The sequence below is a fragment of the Agrobacterium leguminum genome (genome assembly GCF_005144435.2).
GTDB lineage: Bacteria > Pseudomonadota > Alphaproteobacteria > Rhizobiales > Rhizobiaceae > Agrobacterium > Agrobacterium leguminum.
Genome location: NZ_CP120216.1, coordinates 57,183 through 74,780, shown reverse-complemented (window position 1 = coordinate 74,780; position 17,598 = coordinate 57,183). Strand labels below are relative to the sequence as shown.

The following is a 17,598-nucleotide window of genomic DNA, read 5'->3' as shown; positions in this document are numbered from 1 at the left end:
AAATGATTGCGCATTGCACACATAACAGGCATTTAGAATGTAGCTGATGCACTTGATGGCCTCTCCCAATGCCATCGTATCAGCTGTTCCCCTCTGGAGGTTATTGACCTTCACATCTTACAGGGCCCTGGTTAACCAGTGGCCCTATTTTTTTGCTGTGGCGTTCGCCCTCTGCCGACTCAAATGGGGGCGCACTTGAAAACAAGCCTTCGGTGATATAGGTTATAATACGACAGGTAACCGAAATATCCCGGAGCATCGAGATGGCTGCCACCAATGGTCTTCGCGTCTATGATGGCGCTGAATTCGCCCACGCGCTACAGGTCGAGATGGATTCTGCTTCCGGCGGGAAAACATCGGACGCCGGTGGCCCCCTGCTGAAGCGTAAGCTGACAGGAAAACAGCGTGTGTCTTCCATCGGCGCGAAACTGCGCAGGGCGATGGCGAGTGCGATGCACTCGACGCCGGAAACAGATGTCGATGACATGATGGTCGTGCTGGTCGACACCCCAAATCAGGCGGTTCGGGAAACCATCCGTGATATCGTCGAGCATGTCCCGGCCATCGTCGAAGCCCGGCAAAGCAAGCTGACCGATGACGCGATCGACGCGTTGGTTTCGGTCTATATGCGCACGCCTCCCAATGCCGACGTCGAGAGGCTGTTGTATGATAGCAATGCGAAGGCGAGAGCGCGTTTTTTTGGGGAGTGGCCAAGCTTTACCAGCAAGGATCTGGCGGAAGTGGCCGGACATGGTTCCAAGAACAAGAGCATGACCGCCTCGCGATGGAAGATGAAGGGCAAGGTCTTCTCGATCAGGCATGGCGGCGTCGAGTATTTTCCGGCCTTCCAGTTCGAGGAAGGGCGGCCGATTGAAACCGTTGCCAGAGTGCTCGCCCTGCTTGGTGAGAAAAAGTCCGGCTGGCAATTGGCATTCTGGTTTACCTCCCCGAACGGGTGGCTTGCCGGCAAGCGCCCGGTCGACGCCCTGAAAGACGGCGATGTGGTGGTGTCGGCGGCAGCCCGTGAGGCGGAAAATATCGCCGGATGATTTCCTCGCCTCCCTCCCCCTCCCCCTTCCCCGCCTCGAACTCACACGAGATCAAGGCGGGGACGAGGTTCCACAGGGTTCATGATCAGCGTTTCGGAAGCTGCTCTTTCAATCCTGGAGAGGGTCGCCCCAGCCGCTTTGCGCCGCTATTCCTGGGCAGCGATCCTATCCCAACGCAATATCTCGCGACCGATTACGAATGCGCGGTTCACGAGACGATCTTTCATGATGTGCCGATCGACGAGCCGAACAAAACTGTTGGCGTCGACAATATCAAGCCGCTTGCCCATTCGGTCATCGATCTGAAGCGTGATCTTGTTCTGATACCCCTGTTCGCACCTGATCTCGCCAAATGGGGCATCCGCAGGGCAGACCTCATCGATACGACGGCCGCTGACTATCACATCACTGCTCAGTGGGCATTGGCTATTCATCAAAGCAGGCCGGACGCGCATGGCCTGATCTGGACGTCTAAACGATGTGATCCACAACAAGCAGTGCTCCTGTTCGGAGATCGCGTCGCAGAGACCGATATGCTCGAGATCAGCAATGTTCCGATCTATTCGGATGTTAGAGAGATGAGGCAGATCGTTGCCTTTGCCGCGCCTGTCGATATTGCACTCGCGCTGTAACGGCCAGCAGTTATTCGTGGACTCCCTGCTCTGCCGGCCTCAGGAGGAAACGTCGTTTCATTCGCTTGGAAACGGTTTTTGTCCTTTCCCGTCATGTTCCTGTGAACTGAAATACATCTTCGCCGCGCGAAATTCATCGTCGGCGACCTCTCCCCGCAGAAGCTGACTCTCTTTTTACCGGAGTTGGAGCGGAACAGGATTTGCAAGAAAACGTGAGTCAAAATCGAACGGAACATGAACGCCATGCGACACGCAGGTTTCGTGCGGGAGCCGCAACGCCCTGTAGCCCTCGGCTCTCTGCCCCTGCAAGGAACTGACGGTCCCGATGCCAGCGCAGCGATCTCGAATCAACTGACAAAGTTATCACCCGACGGCATTGAGGAGCGTCTCAGCAGCACGGCCAATTCCGCCTTGGGCAGGGCACCAGAAAAATAAAACCCCTGAATCAGATCACATTCGTGTTTTGTCAGGAAGTCCAGTTGCTCTCGGGTTTCCACACCCTCCACTACCACCTTGAACGACATACCCTTCGCAAGCGATATGATGGCGGACGTCAGACTGCATTGCCTAGTGTCGGTTGGAATATCAGTGATAAAGCTGCGATCGATCTTGATACAGCTACATGGGAATTCCGCCAGATAGGACAGGCATGAATATCCTGTTCCAAAGTCATCGATCGCGATCCCTACACCCATTTCCCTCAACTCGTTCAGAAGAGGCGAGACTTCGTTTTCACGCTGGATGTAAGTCGACTCCGTTATTTCGATCTCAAGCTGACGCGCAGGAAATCCAGTTTCTGACAGAACCCCCTTCAGGAAGGGTATGAAGCGACCAAATCGCAACTGGCTGGCCGATATATTCACAGACAGCGTGACCGGGAGATAGCCAGCCTGAAGCCATTCCTGCCCGTCGCGGCAGGCCCTTTCAAGAACATATTCGCCCAAGGTCTCAATGAGACCAGTTTCCTCCACAACCGGGATGAAATCCGCAGGGGAAACAACACCGAGCTCCGGATCCGACCACCTTACGAGTGCTTCGACGCCATGCAGTTCATGACCAACAGCCGTGAATTGCGGCTGATAATAGACATCGAGTTCGCTGTTGGCGATCGCATTTTTCAGCTTCAGCCCCAGCTTCACACGCTTCTGGCTCTGTGCGGTCAGCCGGTCTTCATAAACACCGACGGATCCACGTCTGGAACGTTTCGCCTCGTATAGAGCTGCATCGGCCCCAAGAAGGGTATCATGATCTCCGGGACGAAGGTGATAGCTCACGCCAATTGTTGCCGAGGAAAGCACTTCCAGATCATCGCGAATGTGAACAGTCTGGCCAAGGCAAGATTGGATTTTTTCGATGATGCCTTCGATAAAGCCGTGATCACCAGACTGAATGAGAAAGGCGAACTCATCACCCCCGAGACGACACAGGACATCGCCTGAAGCCAGATAGTTTTCGCGGAGATTATCGAGCCGCTCCGCAATCAATTGGAGCACGCGATCACCGACACCATGACCATAGCTGTCATTCACGTCCCCAAAATAATCGAGATCGATTATGATTAATGCATGCGGAACATTCTGAAAACGAGCGCGGCTTTTATCTAGAGTGCGACGGTTCGGTAAGCCGGTCAGATGGTCATGCGATGCGAGGTATTCGAGTTTTGCCTGCGCCGTCTTTTGGTCGGTAATGTCCGTCAATGAATAAACAAAGGTGTCGCCGCCGCTCGCGTCCTCGCCGGCGGGGGTAATGGAAAGTATGCCGGGCCGATGCCTGTCCGCTCCAAACATGACCTCCTGTCGCCATTGCCCAGCCGCGCCGTGTGGTCTCGAAACGGGCCTCCCGTCGATCCAGAATGATTTGTCGATATCTGTATCGTGCTGACCGGTGTGATCGTAATTTATACCCAGCATCGCCCGAAAAGCCGCATTTGCTTTCAGCTCCTGACCGAGATGATTGACGATGGCAAGACCTTCGGTCGAGTTCTTGAATACGATATCCCCACGCCGCACATCCTGATCCTTTATGGTCATCTCTTTGATCAGGTCGGCGCTGCTGGAAGCCAGCAGACGCCATCGAACGGTATCTGTTTCCAGATAATGGATAAATGCCTGCCGCTTCCACAGCACAAACAAGGCCAGCGGCATGCCATAGGCAAATGCGATAAGGATCTTTCCCGCCAGTCCACCGATGACGATTGCAACGATCTGCGCGTTGATACCGAATGCGATGAAAGGAAAGGCAATGCCATCAAGCACGAGAACGAGCACGAATGAAAGAATGTAGATGGCCGCCGTGACGAAAAGTGAGGATTGCTTTTTTTTAACGGCCTCGAAAATGAAAAGCAGAAGCAGGAGCTCCGAGATAATCAGAACACCCCCAAGCGCGATCATCGGTGTGGAAATTTCGAACAGCCCTGATGGAACTGCATGTGGATTGATCACACCGTCCGTTTCCAGAATAGAATGCGTCAGGAGGGAAAAAACGATATTGAAGATATCGACCAAAACCACAAGCCGGACGAGATGCCTGAGAATGAAAGCGTCTCTTTCAACCCATACGAACATCACGGACGCCATCATGAAGGCACCGTAACACAGGTTGCCGCCCGAGACGACGACACCATCGGCGATGGGCAGGGAATAGACATTCCCCATGAAACCGCCGATCAGCAGAATGAGCGCGATGTAGGTGTAAAAATGGGTACGCCGGCTTGGTGCCGGGAGCGTTGTGAAATAAAGTGGGAATAAAGAAAATGCGATGAACTGCGCGATCAGCAAAAGAGCCATGGTTGATCAATCCGCTGAATTTCCATCAAAATGCCCCTGCAATATCTGAGATTGCAGCATCGGTTGCTCGACAAGATTGCGTCTCTCGGAGCGGACGGAAGCCCATTCGGATTCTCCGGTTCGAATATTCAGTGCCTTTTCAAATATCAACTTCGATCGATAGGCGTTGAATGGCGCAGGTTGGCCCTTATGGGCTGCTCGCCTGATTTTCGCACGAAGATAGTCAATTGCAGCTTTAAGTTCTTCATCCCGAACATTCGGGTTGCGCGCCAGCGCATTTTCGGCAGGCATCATGCCCTCCACAATTCCAGTACAACCGAATGATATTGTAAAGACAAGCGGTTAAAAGGCACTGAAGCGGTGTAGCGAGTCGTTGCAATGGTCCTACTCAATGTGTACCAAATTCGATCACCCGGCTTGGATTGTGGATGCTAGATTCCGCACCATGAAACATCTTGTGCCAAGCGAATTCGCAAAAAGTCTTCAGGCACTTGCCACGCCAGAAAAGAAGCCGCATCTGCCGGTAAGCAAATAGACTTCCGGTCAGCTCTTACAACAATGTCGGAGAGGATTTCGATTACCGCTCCGCGGAACAGATGCAATGCGCATCCGGACATCCCGACCGCGTAAAGGCCTCGAGTATGAGGCCTCTTCTTTCATAGCCGCATGAGCCGGTTCTGGTTGATGAATTAACGAACGATGGGCTCACCATGATACCGCCGCTTTGACGGTTTCGAGACGCCGAAGCCCACCTCCATCATCAGGCGCGGGGTTGTCTTTGCCGGAGTTCCCATATGAAATCCGAAAGGATCTTCAACGAAGCCGGTTCCGGCTTCACCTGTCAATTCAACAACATTCTCTGAGCCGTAGTACTCCAGAATCTCTTCTGCAGGATGACCCACAAGAAGCGTGAGCTGATGTTTCAAACGACGGCGATTATGGCTGCCGCGAATATAGACGTGAGGGCCGCTGTCCCTGTCCACGTCCGACAGATAAAAAAAGAACTTCAGCATACGCCAGTCATCAAGATCGAAATGATATTTGAAGGACGCACGGCTCAGGTCTGCCTCGGATGCTGATTTCGTTGGAAAGCTCCACCAGGTCCGTGTGGTAATCAGTTTCGCTTCCCCGCCAAGATAGTGTCTGGCGATCGCGATGAGCAATGGATCCTCCTGGACAGCCAATGCGGCATTGCACCCCATCACTCTTTCGAAATGATGCCCGCTCAGAATCGTACGTCCGAAACGCCGTTCAGCCTCAGTATGTTCTGCGGGAAGGAACTCAAGTTTTCGTTCAAAATTTCCGAAGCAAGGCGTTTCACGACCAAAACTGGACAGTTCCCGTTGAATATCGGGTGGCAGGCACAAGCCGTTAAAAATTCCCGTTAGGCGCAATTCGTCGGCGATGATTTCCGGTCTTAGTTTCCCGAACATCGAGGAAGTCGTTTCCGTTGAACCAGGTACATTACGGGCTGTGAGCCAGTGGGCCTTGCGAAACGGCATCGTGCGGGCCAGCATGAACATGGGTAACCAGGCCGGATTCTCTCGGAAATCGGTTAGATATGTCGGTATACGCGCTGCCATACGCTGAAATTTGCCACCACGGCGGGCAACGGCTTCCAGATCGGGAGTGGTCGGCATCGAAAATCCTCGTAACTATTGACGCAAATTACACCCCCTAAGCGACATCAAATTAGTCACGCGCCCGTGATGCTGCAAAGCAGCAGAAATAACGGATGACAACATATAGCCTTTCTTGATGGAGCATAAATCCGCCCCTTTCCGTTTCACGGTTCAGACGGGTGATGAGGACCTGCAATCCACGGCAAGCCGTCATCGGCGCCCCAAAGTTCTGTTGTCGGCTGATCATGAGCCCTTCGAAGATGGCGCCGCTCAAGCTAGGAAATGCCTGCATAGCCTCGAAGGTTCGATGCGGTATCGGGAGAGGCTAAAAGCAGCGCGCGAGCCGCATCGGGCGAAAGAGGTCGTGAAAGCAGGAAGCCCTGGAGATAGTGACAGCCCATACTCATCAAAATGTCGCGCTGCTCGTTTGTTTCCACACCCTCGGCGGTGATCTTCAAGCCTTTGGCTCGCGCGATATTGATCATCGCGAGGACGAGGGCCCTGCTATCGCTTCTGTGCATCTCCTCGATGAAAGATTTGTCAATCTTGATGCGGTCCACCTCGATTTTCTGAACCCGCGAGAATGACGAGTATCCCGTTCCAAAATCATCGATGGCAAATCTGACGCCAGCTGCGCGCAGAGCTCCAATATTCCGCTCCGATCGACCGTCCTCACCCGTGGCAACGCTTTCCGTTATCTCGATTTCCAGGCGGTGAGCCGGTATTTGCCATTTTTCGAGCGCCGCTATTACGGTCAGCGGATAGGCAGGCGAACATAGCTCCAGTACGGAAGCGTTGAGCGCGATGTCGACATTGGGAAATTCAGCCATCATCGCACAGGCATCTTCCAATATAACGCCACCGATTTCGTGGATCAGGCCGCACTCCTCCGCCAGCGGAATGAATTGCTCAGGACTTATGTACCCGAACTCTGGATGGTTCCAACGTGCCAGTGCTTCGAAAGAACAGAGCACACCCTCCCCTGCGGAAAAAACAGGCTGATAGAATGTTTCTATCTGCGCGCCGTCATTGACCGCTTTTCGCAGGTCAGCCTCCAAAGCCCTCCTCTTGCGAAGCAGCTCATCCATATGGTCGCCGAATATCGCGTATGTATTTCTGCCGGCAGCTTTGGCATGATACAGCGCAATGTCAGCCTGCCGGATAGCTTCGTTTGCGTCGAAGACGCCTTGCTTGAGGGCGAGACCTACGCTTGCGCCGATGGCGATATGTGTGCCATCGATTTCGAAAGGCGTTCGAAGTTCTTCCACGATGGTCTTTGCGACCTGCTCTGCCTCGGGGAACTCGTTCAGCTTGACAAAGACGGTGAATTCATCGCCGCCGATCCGCGCAACGAGCGCGTCGGGCAAAAGGCCCGTCAGTCTCGCAGCAACAAGGGAGATCAATTTATCCCCTGCGGGATGGCCGAGTGAATCGTTCACCTCCTTGAACCTGTCGAGATCGGTGAACAGCACGGCATGCACCTCGCCTTGCCTCGCATTTTGCGCGGCCACCGCAACTCGCGCGTGGAATTCGGAACGATTGGCAAGACCCGTGAGACCGTCATGTGTCGCCTGGTATTGCAACTGCTCACGGCTTGCCTGAAGACGGTTCGATCGTCTCCAGAATGCATTTCCCCCGAAGCTTGCTGCACTGAATATAGCAAGAAATGCCACCGCAATTGCGGGAATGGTGGCCGCGAAAACTTTGTGTCCAGGTTTGAATGGTTGCCACTCGAAATAGCCTACGACATGTCCGGATCTCGACTGCAACGTCAGATATGAAAAACGAGGGTCCGTCGGATGATGAAGCGTGAAGCGCAGATTGCGGAACTGGTACTCCTGGCCCACGGTTGCCGCGAGATCTCCATCCAGAAAGCGAACGGCGACATGCAGATTTTGTTGTCCCGGCTGCTGCTCGATATCTCCCGTGTCGGAAACGATCGGTTTAACGCTGACGATTGCCGGACGTGAGCCAACGTAAACGATGTCCGCTTCGCCAATGGACAGGACCTTGCTGCTCGTTCCCTCCTCATCGCCTGCAACAAGCCGCTCCTTCAACCTCTTTGCCAATGGCAGATAGGCGGCCGATAGACCACCGCTGATCCGGGCATCATTGGGATCGACAACAAATTGATAGATTGGATTGAGATCCGCTGTCAGTACGATTGCTGCATCGTGCCCGAAATAGGTATTCATCCATACGCCGAGATTGGTGTCCATCCAGTCGCGGTTTCGGACCATGGAATTCCTGACCGCATCATCCCAAACAGTGGCACTTTCCTGATCATGAGCGATTGATGACTTTAGTTTCGAAACCGTGAGGGCAACGACATCGCGTTGTCTTGCCACCGCGATTGCATCGCTTGCGACCGACGCCCAGTAGAGTGACAAGAGGAGAAGGCCACATATGGCCATCGACACCACGATGGGCAGGTTAAATCTCCAAAACCATTTTGACTGCAGATGGGTTAGCATTCGTTCGTATCCGCCTGTGTTTTGCCCACACTACGTGAACGAAACTTAAAACTGCTGGAACCAATATAGTTAAGTATGGCTAAGAAGGCCTTGGACATGTCGCAGCCATGGCATCCTGCGACACCGCCTCGACAGGCGACTGGTCCGGTAGGTGATCTTTGACATTTCATCCTTCGAAGGTTGGGCGGACACGCTGAGCGCCAAAGGAGCACCTTCAATGGTTCGCCGGATACGTTCGCGCATTTGCATGCGCCGCGCAATAAGCCTGCAAGGGCAATTGAGGAAAGATCTTCTGCCGTCGCTGCGTGGCCGGTGGGAAAGGATGTCGTGTCGGATCGTAAATTGCCGCATCGCCATTCCGCAGGAGGTGTGACCAGATCGTGATCAATCAACACCGGTATTTTCCTCAAAGGCTAGACTGGAAGATCCAGCTAGCCGGCGCTATGCGCCACGGCGGTCTCTGATGTGATATCGCCGGATCAAGCCCGCGGCGGGCGGCTTGATCCGGCGATAGTGCCGGTTATTACTCCGGCAAGGGGATGGCGTTGGTCGACGTCAAACTCGCATATGACAGCTGCTGAAAATTCGCCGCTGATGCAGCGCCCTCAAGCTTGCAGCAACCTTCCCAACCAGTGCCTCAGTTCTGGGCTTCTTCTTCCAGAGCCTCGCGAACCTCCGCGATTTTGCCTGTGTTTGTTCCAGCGCCCAGAATGCTCTTCGCCTCCGCGATCTCCTCGCTGGTCACCGGCCTGTTTGCCAACTGTTCCAACGCCGAAACCAGCGCAGTCTCGCTAAGCGCGGGATCCGTGGGCACGGCCGTGACCCCGTACTGAATTTCGAATTCCGCGTACGCCTTCACATAAGCTGCAAGCGCTGCCATCTTGGGATCGTTGGAATTCAGATAGGCATGAAAATTTCTCTTCATCGAATTCAGGCTGCCAGTGCCCGACTTTGCGCTTTGCGTTTTCGATTTCTCGCCGTGTGTTTTTGAGGGCTTGTCTGAATGATGCGATTTCAACGATGCCGAAGAGCCCTTGTTCGCAGATGAGTTGGAGGAAGCCCGGCTTTCGCCGGCATCGGATTTTCCTCCACCATGGCCTCCCCCGTTGCCACCGCCGGCCCCACCACCGTTGCCGCCGCCATTACCACCACCGTTTCCGTCCTTGGCAAAAGCAGCATAAGTGAAGCCGACGGTATCTCCTGCCATCGGGGCAACGGCGAGGACAAGACCAAGGCTTGCGGTTCCGATCACAGAGCGGATGTTCATGAGCAGGTCCTTCATAAAATTGGGCACCGCCGCAGTTAGAGAGCCGCGGTCCCAGCAAATCGTTACGCACTACAATATTGCCGAAATTTCAGGTTTCTACTCCGCTCGGACCTATGCCTTGGGCATTCCGACCATAGTCCGATTGATCGCGCCCAATGGTCCCTGATTGTATGGACCGGAGAACTGGCTCATCTTCGGGACAAACCGTTGCCTCCTCCGGGAGACAACGGTTGACACTCCGCTTTGGCGGGATAGCTATAAAGGTTGGGGGAGATGAGTGCTGATCATGCGTGTTCTGCCGACAAGCCGTGAGTACAAAGTGCCTCTGGCAAGACTGGTCGCACGCTGGAATTCTCAATCCCTCGCAAGGCAGTTCCTCTTTGCGGGTGGTGTTGTCGCGATCTGTGCGATGGTTGTCGTGGGTTACTTCGTTTCCAGCCTGATCGAAAACGCCGTGACGCGTAATTCCGCGGCGACGACGGCGCTTTATGTGGATAGCGTGATCGCCCCTCTTCTGCCTGATATGCAAACCACCCAGGCTCTGGACGATTCGATAACGCGGGCCCTGGACGAGACACTTGGCCAGGGCGCACTTGGAAAGCGCCTGTTTTCATTCCGGCTCTGGCGCAGCGATGGAACAATTCTCTATTCCAGCGACAAGAACCTTTCCGGCAAGCAGTTCCCGCTTTCTGATGACCTCAGAACGGCCTTTACCGGCCGAATGGCAGCAAGGTTCAATCGGATAGACGACGTCGAGAGCGAGGCCGAACGCGACAGTGACAAGCCACTTCTGCAAATCTACAATCCGGTCCTACAGCCCTGGTCTGGCAAAGTCGTCGCCGTCTCTGAATTTTTCGAGGTGGCCCATGATTTCGAATGGAGCCTTAATCGGGCCCGGCTGTTGAGCTGGGTAATGGTTGCTACATTTACGATGACATTTTTCGCCCTCTTGTCGATCATAGTCCTGCGTGGAAGCCGTACCATCGACAGCCAGCGCAAGGCACTCAGTGACCGCATCGGGGAACTGTCCGCACTGCTGCGACAGAACGAAGCGTTACGCGCACGTGTTCAGCGCGCCACCCAAAGGGCAACCTCCCTCAACGAGAGCTATTTGCGCCGCATCGGTGCTGACCTGCACGACGGCCCCGCACAATTGGTCGCCTATGCCTCTTTACGACTTGACAGCCAGACACTCACCGACCCTAGAACTCCCGCCAAAGAACGCGACGCGTCCTTGACAAAAATCAAGGCCAGTCTCGACGACGCAATGACGGAAATCCGGGGCATTTGTAGTGGGTTGATGTTGCCACACATAGAAACGGATAGCCTTGCTGACCTGCTGAAACGCGCGGTCCTCGCGCATGAGCAGCGCACAGGCGTCTCCGTCGAACTCTCGTTGAACAAGAGGCCTGCGAGCCTTTCCACCTCGGCAAAGATATGCATCTATCGTTTTGTACAGGAGGCGCTGAACAATGGATATCGCCATGCCGGCGGCATCGGGCAAAAGGTTGCGCAAACATCTCAAGACGGACTGATTATCATCGAAGTTATGGATAAAGGGCACGGCTTCAGCATGAGTGATGTTTCGCCCCAGAAACTCGGCCTTGCCGGTCTCAGGGATCGCGTGGAAAGCCTGGGAGGCGTCTTCCATCTTTTCTCCTCAGACCGGGGAACCACCGTACGGATGTCGCTTAATATCGAGGAAATGGAGCAGGCATGACGGCGCAACAAATAAGCCTGGCAGTTGTGGACGATCACCCCCTCTTCAGGGAAGGCGTCATCCGAAGCCTGACGGAAATGGACGGATTCAATGTCGTTGGAGAGGGCAGCAGCAAGGAAGACGCTCTGCGTATCGCGGTAGAGCACCAACCCGACATCCTGCTGCTCGATATCTCCATGCCGGGCGGTGGGCTCGAAGCTATCTCGCTTATACTTGATCGGGTGCCCGGTCAGAAGATCGTGATGCTGACGGTTTCCGAGGCAGGTGATGACGTCATGGCAGCGCTGAGAAATGGAGCGAAGGGCTACGTCCTGAAAGGGGTTGGCTCACGTGCACTTGCCGACATTATTCGAAGCGTCGCGGCAGGCGACAGTTACGTTGCACCCACCTTGTCCGCACGCCTGATTTCGGAAAGCGGATCGGGTGCCCGGGCCAATCCCTTTACCGCATTGACGGATCGGGAGCACCAAGTGCTCGAGCTTGCATCTGCCGGATTAAGCAACAAACATATCGGTCTCAAACTGGACCTCCACGAAAAGACGATCAAACACCATATGACACAGATTTTCACCAAGCTTGGCGTAAGCAACCGGACGGAAGCCGCGATGGCGTTTCGCGACGAGATTGACAGGCGCCGTTAACGAAGGAAGGATCTGAGCCGCTGCTCGTCTGCAACCGTTGCATCGCGGTTGACGATTGTACGGCCCTTTGAGTCCTTCATCACGTATCGCCCCCGCTGCACAGTTTCACTGATGCCGTCCTTATGGCGAACGGTCAGGGCGCCGCCGGCTTCATTCGTTGCGTCATCGGCATCAGTCTGGCTTTTTGCAGCACTTCCAGTGCTCGACGACTGGCCGCTATTGTTTGCCTTGCCACCCGAATTGCCGTTGCCGTTGCCGCCACTGTTACCGTTGCCTCCTCCGTTGCCGCTTCCCCCTCCGTTTCCGCCACCTCCGCTACCTCCACCGCCGCCGTTCCCGTTGCCACCGCCGTTGCCGCTTCTGGCCTCAGCCACTTGCTCGGCAAATGTCGCAGAAATACCGTGAATTTTTATTGTATAAGGGAGAGCGGTGTTGAAGAGGGTCAACAGCAGGTACGGGAAAACGGCGATCAGTTTGCGGCGCAATAACACATCTGGCTCCTGAGGTACCGATTGGATCCGGCAACGGGTAGCACGCGAGAACCGGTCGGCAAGGTTTTGAACGCCTTACAAATCGTCGCGACACCGCAAGTGGTCAAGCCCTGGCCTGAAGAGAAAACCTCCTTTGGACTTCAGCAATCGCCTAAGAGACTTTTGCACCTGAATAACATTAGACCAAAGTCGGAAGCGACATGGGCAGAAGCCTCATTGCCTGTTGGTTTCCACGCAGAACTGAGCCGGTTACCCGGCAACGATTGCTCTCTCTATAACAGAGATAATGTCGACGGGGTCATGCCTCTGAGAACAATCCCTACCGCGCTAGTGAAACACTCACAAGGGTTGCGGTAGGGTCCGACGTCCTGAGGCACCCAAATCCACAACTCGCGGCGGAGGTCACGAGACGGGGAACGGTCATAGGGCAGCGAATTCGTCGCCGAGGGCGTCGTGATCTCCGCCTTCTTCATAGAACGGATCCCGAGGGCGATACGCGTCGATGACAGTTCTCAAGTGTCGGGAAATTTTCACGCGGAGAAATACCCGGATGCGATCAGTATCGTAGGCTTTGTCCGCCAGCACGATTGTTCCAGGTCCATCGTGGTCGAGCAGATGGTCGGCGGCTTGTCCGTCATGTTCTTGCCTGCCGCCATCGACGCACGGCACCCCCCGTGGCTTGTTGGGTAGCAGCGACTTAATCGCGCGCCATTCAAAGTCTGTCAGGTCATGTCGGCTCATAGGGACCGCTGAACCAGAAATCGGCGCGACGTGACAGCGTAAAAGCAGAACACGACCTCGCATTGGAGGCAGCTCAATGCTATCGTTCGTGCAATAGAAAACGGGGGCAAAACAATCATGGATTTGGCAATTCCCAGCGCAGCCAATCTCAGCCTGTTCGTCAGCGCCACGCTGGTGCTGCTTCTTGTGCCGGGCCCGGCAGTCCTTTACATCTTTGCGCGCTCGGTCGAGCAGGGCCGTTCTGCCGGCCTCGTTTCAATCCTTGGCATTCATACCGCCACACTTGTTCACGTCGTCGCCGCCGCTGTTGGGCTCTCGGCGCTTTTGGCATCCTCCGCGCTTGCCTTCAGCGTGGTGAAATATGCGGGCGCGGCCTACCTGATCTGGCTTGGCCTCAAGAAGCTCCTCGGGTCGTCGGACATTCCCGACGTCGAGGGCGGTTTGCCGAAGCGAAGCAGCATGCGCATCTTTCGTGAGGGCTTCATCGTCAATCTCCTCAATCCGAAGACCGCATTGTTCTTTCTGGCTTTCCTGCCGCAGTTCGTTGAGGTCGATCGTGGCCATATGGCAATGCAGATCGCCTTTCTCGGAATTCTCTACACGTTGATTGGTGTTCTGACGGATTGCACCTACGCACTTGCTGCCGGCACGGCCGGCAACTGGCTGAAGCGCAGTCCCGCCTATCTGAAGGCCGAACGCTGGGTTAGCGGCTTCGTTTACATCGGCCTTGGCCTGACGGCCGCTTTTGCTGGCAATCAAAAGAAATAGACCACCTGTCATACCTGTTGGACATTCTCGGACTCGGTGTGTCGCCGCCTGAACCTAGCTGGGGACGTATGCTCGTCGCTCAAAGTCAGTCATGGGGTGCGCAAGTGGCATCCGCGCTTAGCTTCTTGATGATTGCGATCTTCGCCTTCAGTTCCAGCGATATTATCTCGCGAAAAACCTGAAACCTTTTACGTCTCGCATTTTGGGGCGGTCTGTCGGGTTGCGTGACAATTTACCTGCGGTATACGCCACGACCTCACCGACTTGAGCCGATATTGATGACGGCGGATAAACCTACCTGAACAAAAGAATACTCGACCGCACCTCGTTTCCACCAGGCTGTCGTACTTTCGATCGCGTCATTCTTGTCCAGATTATCCGGTGCACCAAGCCTCTCCGATAACGCATCCAGGAAACCGGCAGGTCTTGGCGTGGAATATGCGCATGCTTTGTGTCCGTTCGGACCAGCAGCAAGCCAAAAAGACAATGACTCGGCTCCGCCTGCCTTCTCTTGCCGCCAGCCCACAACGTCCACCGAACCGCCATTATAGGCGACGAAACTACGACGCCATTCCTCTGTTTCCGCATCGGTCAGCCGCGGCCAGCCAAGTTCGTCACCCTTGATCATCGCGGTCCGCGCGGTGGGCGCTTCACAGATAGTGAGAAGACGCTCCGCCGTCATGTCCGCCGGCATCGCCGTCGCCACCCCGAAACTCAAAAATGCAGCGCAGAAGCTGCCAATGGTCGATATCTCAAGATACCGAAGCGGACTTGCTCGCTCTGCGCTCCTCATTTTCTTCTCCGGTTCATCATCGTCCATGGGATCAGACCGCCGCGTCCGAAAGTAAACGTGCGGGATGGATGCAGCCAGTTGAGGATCATGCCCCGGCGTTCACACCGGGCGCAACAGGCTTCCTGTCGTTCGCAAACGCTCTTCCAGCAATTCCATAAGCTGCTCCTCGCGAATACGACCCTGCCCCAAGCCGAGCTTCATGGCCAACTCGCGCCAACCATATGTCGGCCACCGCCGCTCATCTTCTACTCCGCCTTGGCTGGAATTAACTCGCTGTCGCGCTGTAGGATGCCACATGTCATGAAACCCTCCACCTATTGAATTACAAACGGGAGATGAAATTGGCCTTGCAAACCGAATTCCAGGTACGGCTGACATTTTTGAAGCGCCCTTATCGCTGCCTTACCAATGACCTCGCTTGCTTCGCCACCACCCTGCTCGATAACCACCGGCGTTCCTTCGAGAGCGCCCGCCTCGTTAATTTTGAATGAAACAACCGCCTTTCCCCCTATTCCGGCGGGCACGTTGAAGCAGGATTGTACCTTTTTTGCCAAGTGCGGCAGCCCCTTTAGATTTACTGTTACGGGGCGGCTGTTTTCAGCCTGTAATTGTGCGGCCAGCTGCTTTGCCCTGTCAAACTTGGCTTCATCAATCGTGTTTTCAAAAGCGAGCACCCAGATAAGGATGGGGGATGTTTCGATCATCGTGTAAATCGAAATGCCGCCTCCTATTTCCTTGCCGGATTTGTCAAATTTTCGGATGCCGTAATACACGCCGTTTTCGTCGCTGCCAAGTAATGCGAAAACGTCGGCTGTCTCTTTCCGCGACCCAAAAAACGGCTTTGCGTCCTTATAACGCGGCGCGTCCCTCGCTACCAAAGCCGACACTAAATCTTTCAGATTGTATGGGATGGGAGGTGTCTGGTCTATTGTACGCGGAATCACTGCGAGAAAAATCACATTCGTTGGCATTTTACCCGAAAAATCACCTTTCCGCGCCTGTTCCAGCGGAAGGCAATCGACAAACAATGTGTGTGTCAATTCGGCCGTCTTTTTATCAGGAAGACTAGTCCAAAGGTACTGGTCTGCTTTCGAGCGTGACGGATCGACCTGACAAAGACCCTTAGGTGGCGTGAACTGTAAATCTATCCCCTGTTCAATACTCGAAGCACCTATAGCAGGTGCAGCCAGTCCAGACAGCGCCACAACACTGGCCACGACGAGCCCTAATACAATCTGCATTTTTGGCATCATCATCTCGCGCCTTTGTTGGAATTCAGTTTTGTCAATTCATGGGCCAATCATTCACAGACTTCTGCGCTCGCCTCGGCCGCGAAGTGGCCGCGGCTATAAGCGAGATATCCTTCGAAATTTCCATCGGGCAGCTACAACGCAGGAAACCAATGCGGCATTTCCCTCATTTTGCTGCATGGCTGGTAGAGGGATCGATACGACCGAAAGCGTAGAATTACTTCGTCGTCCGCTCATCGTCGCTGGGCGCGGAGGGGATTGGGTACGGCAAGAACCGCATGCGATAGAGCCATTATCGATTTTCTGATCATGTAAACTCCAACACCAATTAAGTTAGGACCGGAGTGTTTTTTCTCCGATTTGTCCGTCTCTCACAATCACGCCGGGTGTCTAAAAGTTCAAGTCCGGACTTCGGCTTACGATCCGGCGCACTTTGGTTCGCGGATAAACGACTCGCATCCAATTAGCTCTTGAGCGGAATCGAACCAGTGGCCACCGCGTGATGCACTAAATCAGGCACATAGGTTTCACGCACTGATTTGCTCAAGTATTGAGGGCAAACCTGTGGTGATCCCAGACTTGGGACGTTACGTCATCGATAGGAGAGCCGTCTCTGGTTCCGCAATAAGCGTATCTACCCAGCCCCATCGCGCCAACGGACTAAGCACAGCGAAAAGGTCGGCTTGTCAGAACGCTTCGGCGGCGCATTTCCGGTGACCGAGGCCGTATTTGCGACTTGTGGGGAGGAATACTGCTGCAAATCGCGTTTTAGGTAAAGTTCACTGGGTTTGCCTGCGATCTCGACCCAGAAACTACTCGGCGGCGATATCGTTATCGCCTAGCAACGCAATGAACGCTTCTCTCAGGTTTTGGCAACGATAAAGCAGTTCGACCTTTTCATTTTTGAGTCGCCGCAGAAAGGTCAGCTCTCTGTCGTCAGCGTCGTTCGACATTGCCCTGAGGCGGAGATCGGTTTCGATCTCTCGAACTGCCATTTCGCAGGCCGCGATTTCCTTAAGCAGCCGCTCCCAGTGTTTCTCCAACACAAAGCTCACGTCGTTGGTCCGTCTATCGCCCCTGTTTACCAAGGGTTAACATAACCGAAGCGGATTTGGGATGGCGGTTCCCTATATGGTTAACGCTGCAGAGAGTAGTGTGGACCCACGACACCCTAAATTAATACGCTAGGTAGCCGCTGGATGCGGAACACCAACCATTTCGGCTGCGTCGGTCCAGTTTTCTAACGGCTGCGCAACTTCGAATTCACCGTTGATTATATTTTAGTAATATATAGATCTCAATCATCTGGAACAACCATTGGGCGAATTCGATTCGGGGAGATGGTTCCGCGAGAAGCACTCTTC

At 54.4% G+C, this 17,598-nt stretch carries 14 protein-coding genes and 1 pseudogene; 5 read left to right on the top strand and 10 right to left on the bottom strand.

What is annotated here, in order from left to right; translation table 11 throughout:
* The first annotated feature begins 263 nt into the window (after positions 1-263).
* Positions 264-1,049: a hypothetical protein gene (locus CFBP4996_RS26995; RefSeq protein WP_080855021.1), complete on the top strand. Its 786-nt coding sequence runs from the start codon at positions 264-266 to the stop codon at positions 1,047-1,049.
* The gene (locus tag CFBP4996_RS26990; RefSeq protein ID WP_080855020.1) at positions 1,046-1,681 is read left to right on the top strand and encodes an RES family NAD+ phosphorylase; all 636 of its coding nucleotides are present in this window, start codon (positions 1,046-1,048) and stop codon (positions 1,679-1,681) included. The genes CFBP4996_RS26995 and CFBP4996_RS26990 overlap by 4 nt, the downstream gene beginning before the upstream one ends.
* Positions 1,682-2,028: 347 nt before the next feature.
* Here the strand turns inward: CFBP4996_RS26990 and CFBP4996_RS26985 are convergent, their stop codons facing one another.
* From CFBP4996_RS26985 to CFBP4996_RS26965, 5 genes are all read right to left on the bottom strand, one after another.
* Positions 2,029-4,467: a putative bifunctional diguanylate cyclase/phosphodiesterase gene (locus tag CFBP4996_RS26985; RefSeq protein WP_080855019.1), complete on the bottom strand. Its 2,439-nt coding sequence runs from the start codon at positions 4,465-4,467 to the stop codon at positions 2,029-2,031.
* A gap of 6 nt (positions 4,468-4,473) precedes the next feature.
* Positions 4,474-4,758, bottom strand: coding sequence for a hypothetical protein (locus CFBP4996_RS26980; RefSeq protein ID WP_162936135.1), 285 nt, complete (start codon positions 4,756-4,758; stop codon positions 4,474-4,476).
* 398 nt (positions 4,759-5,156) lie between these two features.
* A complete protein-coding gene (locus tag CFBP4996_RS26975; RefSeq protein WP_080855017.1) occupies positions 5,157-6,107 on the bottom strand; it encodes a phytanoyl-CoA dioxygenase family protein in 951 nt (316 codons plus the stop codon).
* Positions 6,108-6,364: 257 nt separating this feature from the next.
* A complete protein-coding gene (locus tag CFBP4996_RS26970) occupies positions 6,365-8,563 on the bottom strand; it encodes a putative bifunctional diguanylate cyclase/phosphodiesterase (RefSeq protein WP_080855016.1) in 2,199 nt (732 codons plus the stop codon).
* Positions 8,564-9,200: 637 nt separating this feature from the next.
* Positions 9,201-9,830, bottom strand: coding sequence for a hypothetical protein (locus tag CFBP4996_RS26965; protein ID WP_162936143.1), 630 nt, complete (start codon positions 9,828-9,830; stop codon positions 9,201-9,203).
* 286 nt (positions 9,831-10,116) lie between these two features.
* On the opposite strand from CFBP4996_RS26965, the gene CFBP4996_RS26960 reads away from it, so the two are divergent.
* Together CFBP4996_RS26960 and CFBP4996_RS26955 are read left to right on the top strand one after the other, a co-directional pair.
* Entirely contained in the window at positions 10,117-11,550 is a 1,434-nt protein-coding gene (locus CFBP4996_RS26960) for a sensor histidine kinase (protein WP_112967406.1), read from the top strand.
* Positions 11,547-12,191: a response regulator gene (locus CFBP4996_RS26955; protein ID WP_080821100.1), complete on the top strand. Its 645-nt coding sequence runs from the start codon at positions 11,547-11,549 to the stop codon at positions 12,189-12,191. Before CFBP4996_RS26960 ends, CFBP4996_RS26955 begins: the two co-directional genes overlap by 4 nt.
* On the opposite strand, the gene CFBP4996_RS26950 is transcribed toward CFBP4996_RS26955, so the two are convergent.
* Both CFBP4996_RS26950 and CFBP4996_RS26945 read right to left on the bottom strand, forming a co-directional pair.
* Positions 12,188-12,682, bottom strand: coding sequence for a hypothetical protein (locus CFBP4996_RS26950; RefSeq protein WP_161987968.1), 495 nt, complete (start codon positions 12,680-12,682; stop codon positions 12,188-12,190). The two genes, CFBP4996_RS26955 and CFBP4996_RS26950, sit on opposite strands and share 4 nt — an antisense overlap.
* A gap of 528 nt (positions 12,683-13,210) precedes the next feature.
* Positions 13,211-13,423 (bottom strand): annotated as a pseudogene (locus CFBP4996_RS26945) (hypothetical protein); the annotation flags it as partial.
* A 117-nt stretch (positions 13,424-13,540) separates the two neighbouring features.
* Between CFBP4996_RS26945 and CFBP4996_RS26940 the strand changes: the two are divergent.
* Positions 13,541-14,191, top strand: a complete 651-nt coding sequence (locus tag CFBP4996_RS26940) for a LysE family translocator (protein WP_080855013.1) — start codon at positions 13,541-13,543, stop codon at positions 14,189-14,191.
* A 256-nt stretch (positions 14,192-14,447) separates the two neighbouring features.
* On the opposite strand, the gene CFBP4996_RS26935 is transcribed toward CFBP4996_RS26940, so the two are convergent.
* The 3 genes from CFBP4996_RS26935 to CFBP4996_RS26925 form a co-directional block, all read right to left on the bottom strand.
* Positions 14,448-15,011, bottom strand: a complete 564-nt coding sequence (locus CFBP4996_RS26935) for a hypothetical protein (protein WP_162936142.1) — start codon at positions 15,009-15,011, stop codon at positions 14,448-14,450.
* Between the two features lie 287 nt (positions 15,012-15,298).
* Positions 15,299-16,234, bottom strand: coding sequence for an energy transducer TonB (locus CFBP4996_RS26930; RefSeq protein ID WP_162723999.1), 936 nt, complete (start codon positions 16,232-16,234; stop codon positions 15,299-15,301).
* Between the two features lie 812 nt (positions 16,235-17,046).
* On the bottom strand, positions 17,047-17,289 hold the full coding sequence (locus CFBP4996_RS26925; RefSeq protein ID WP_078053834.1) for a hypothetical protein: 243 nt from the start codon (positions 17,287-17,289) through the stop codon (positions 17,047-17,049).
* Positions 17,290-17,598 lie beyond the last annotated feature (309 nt).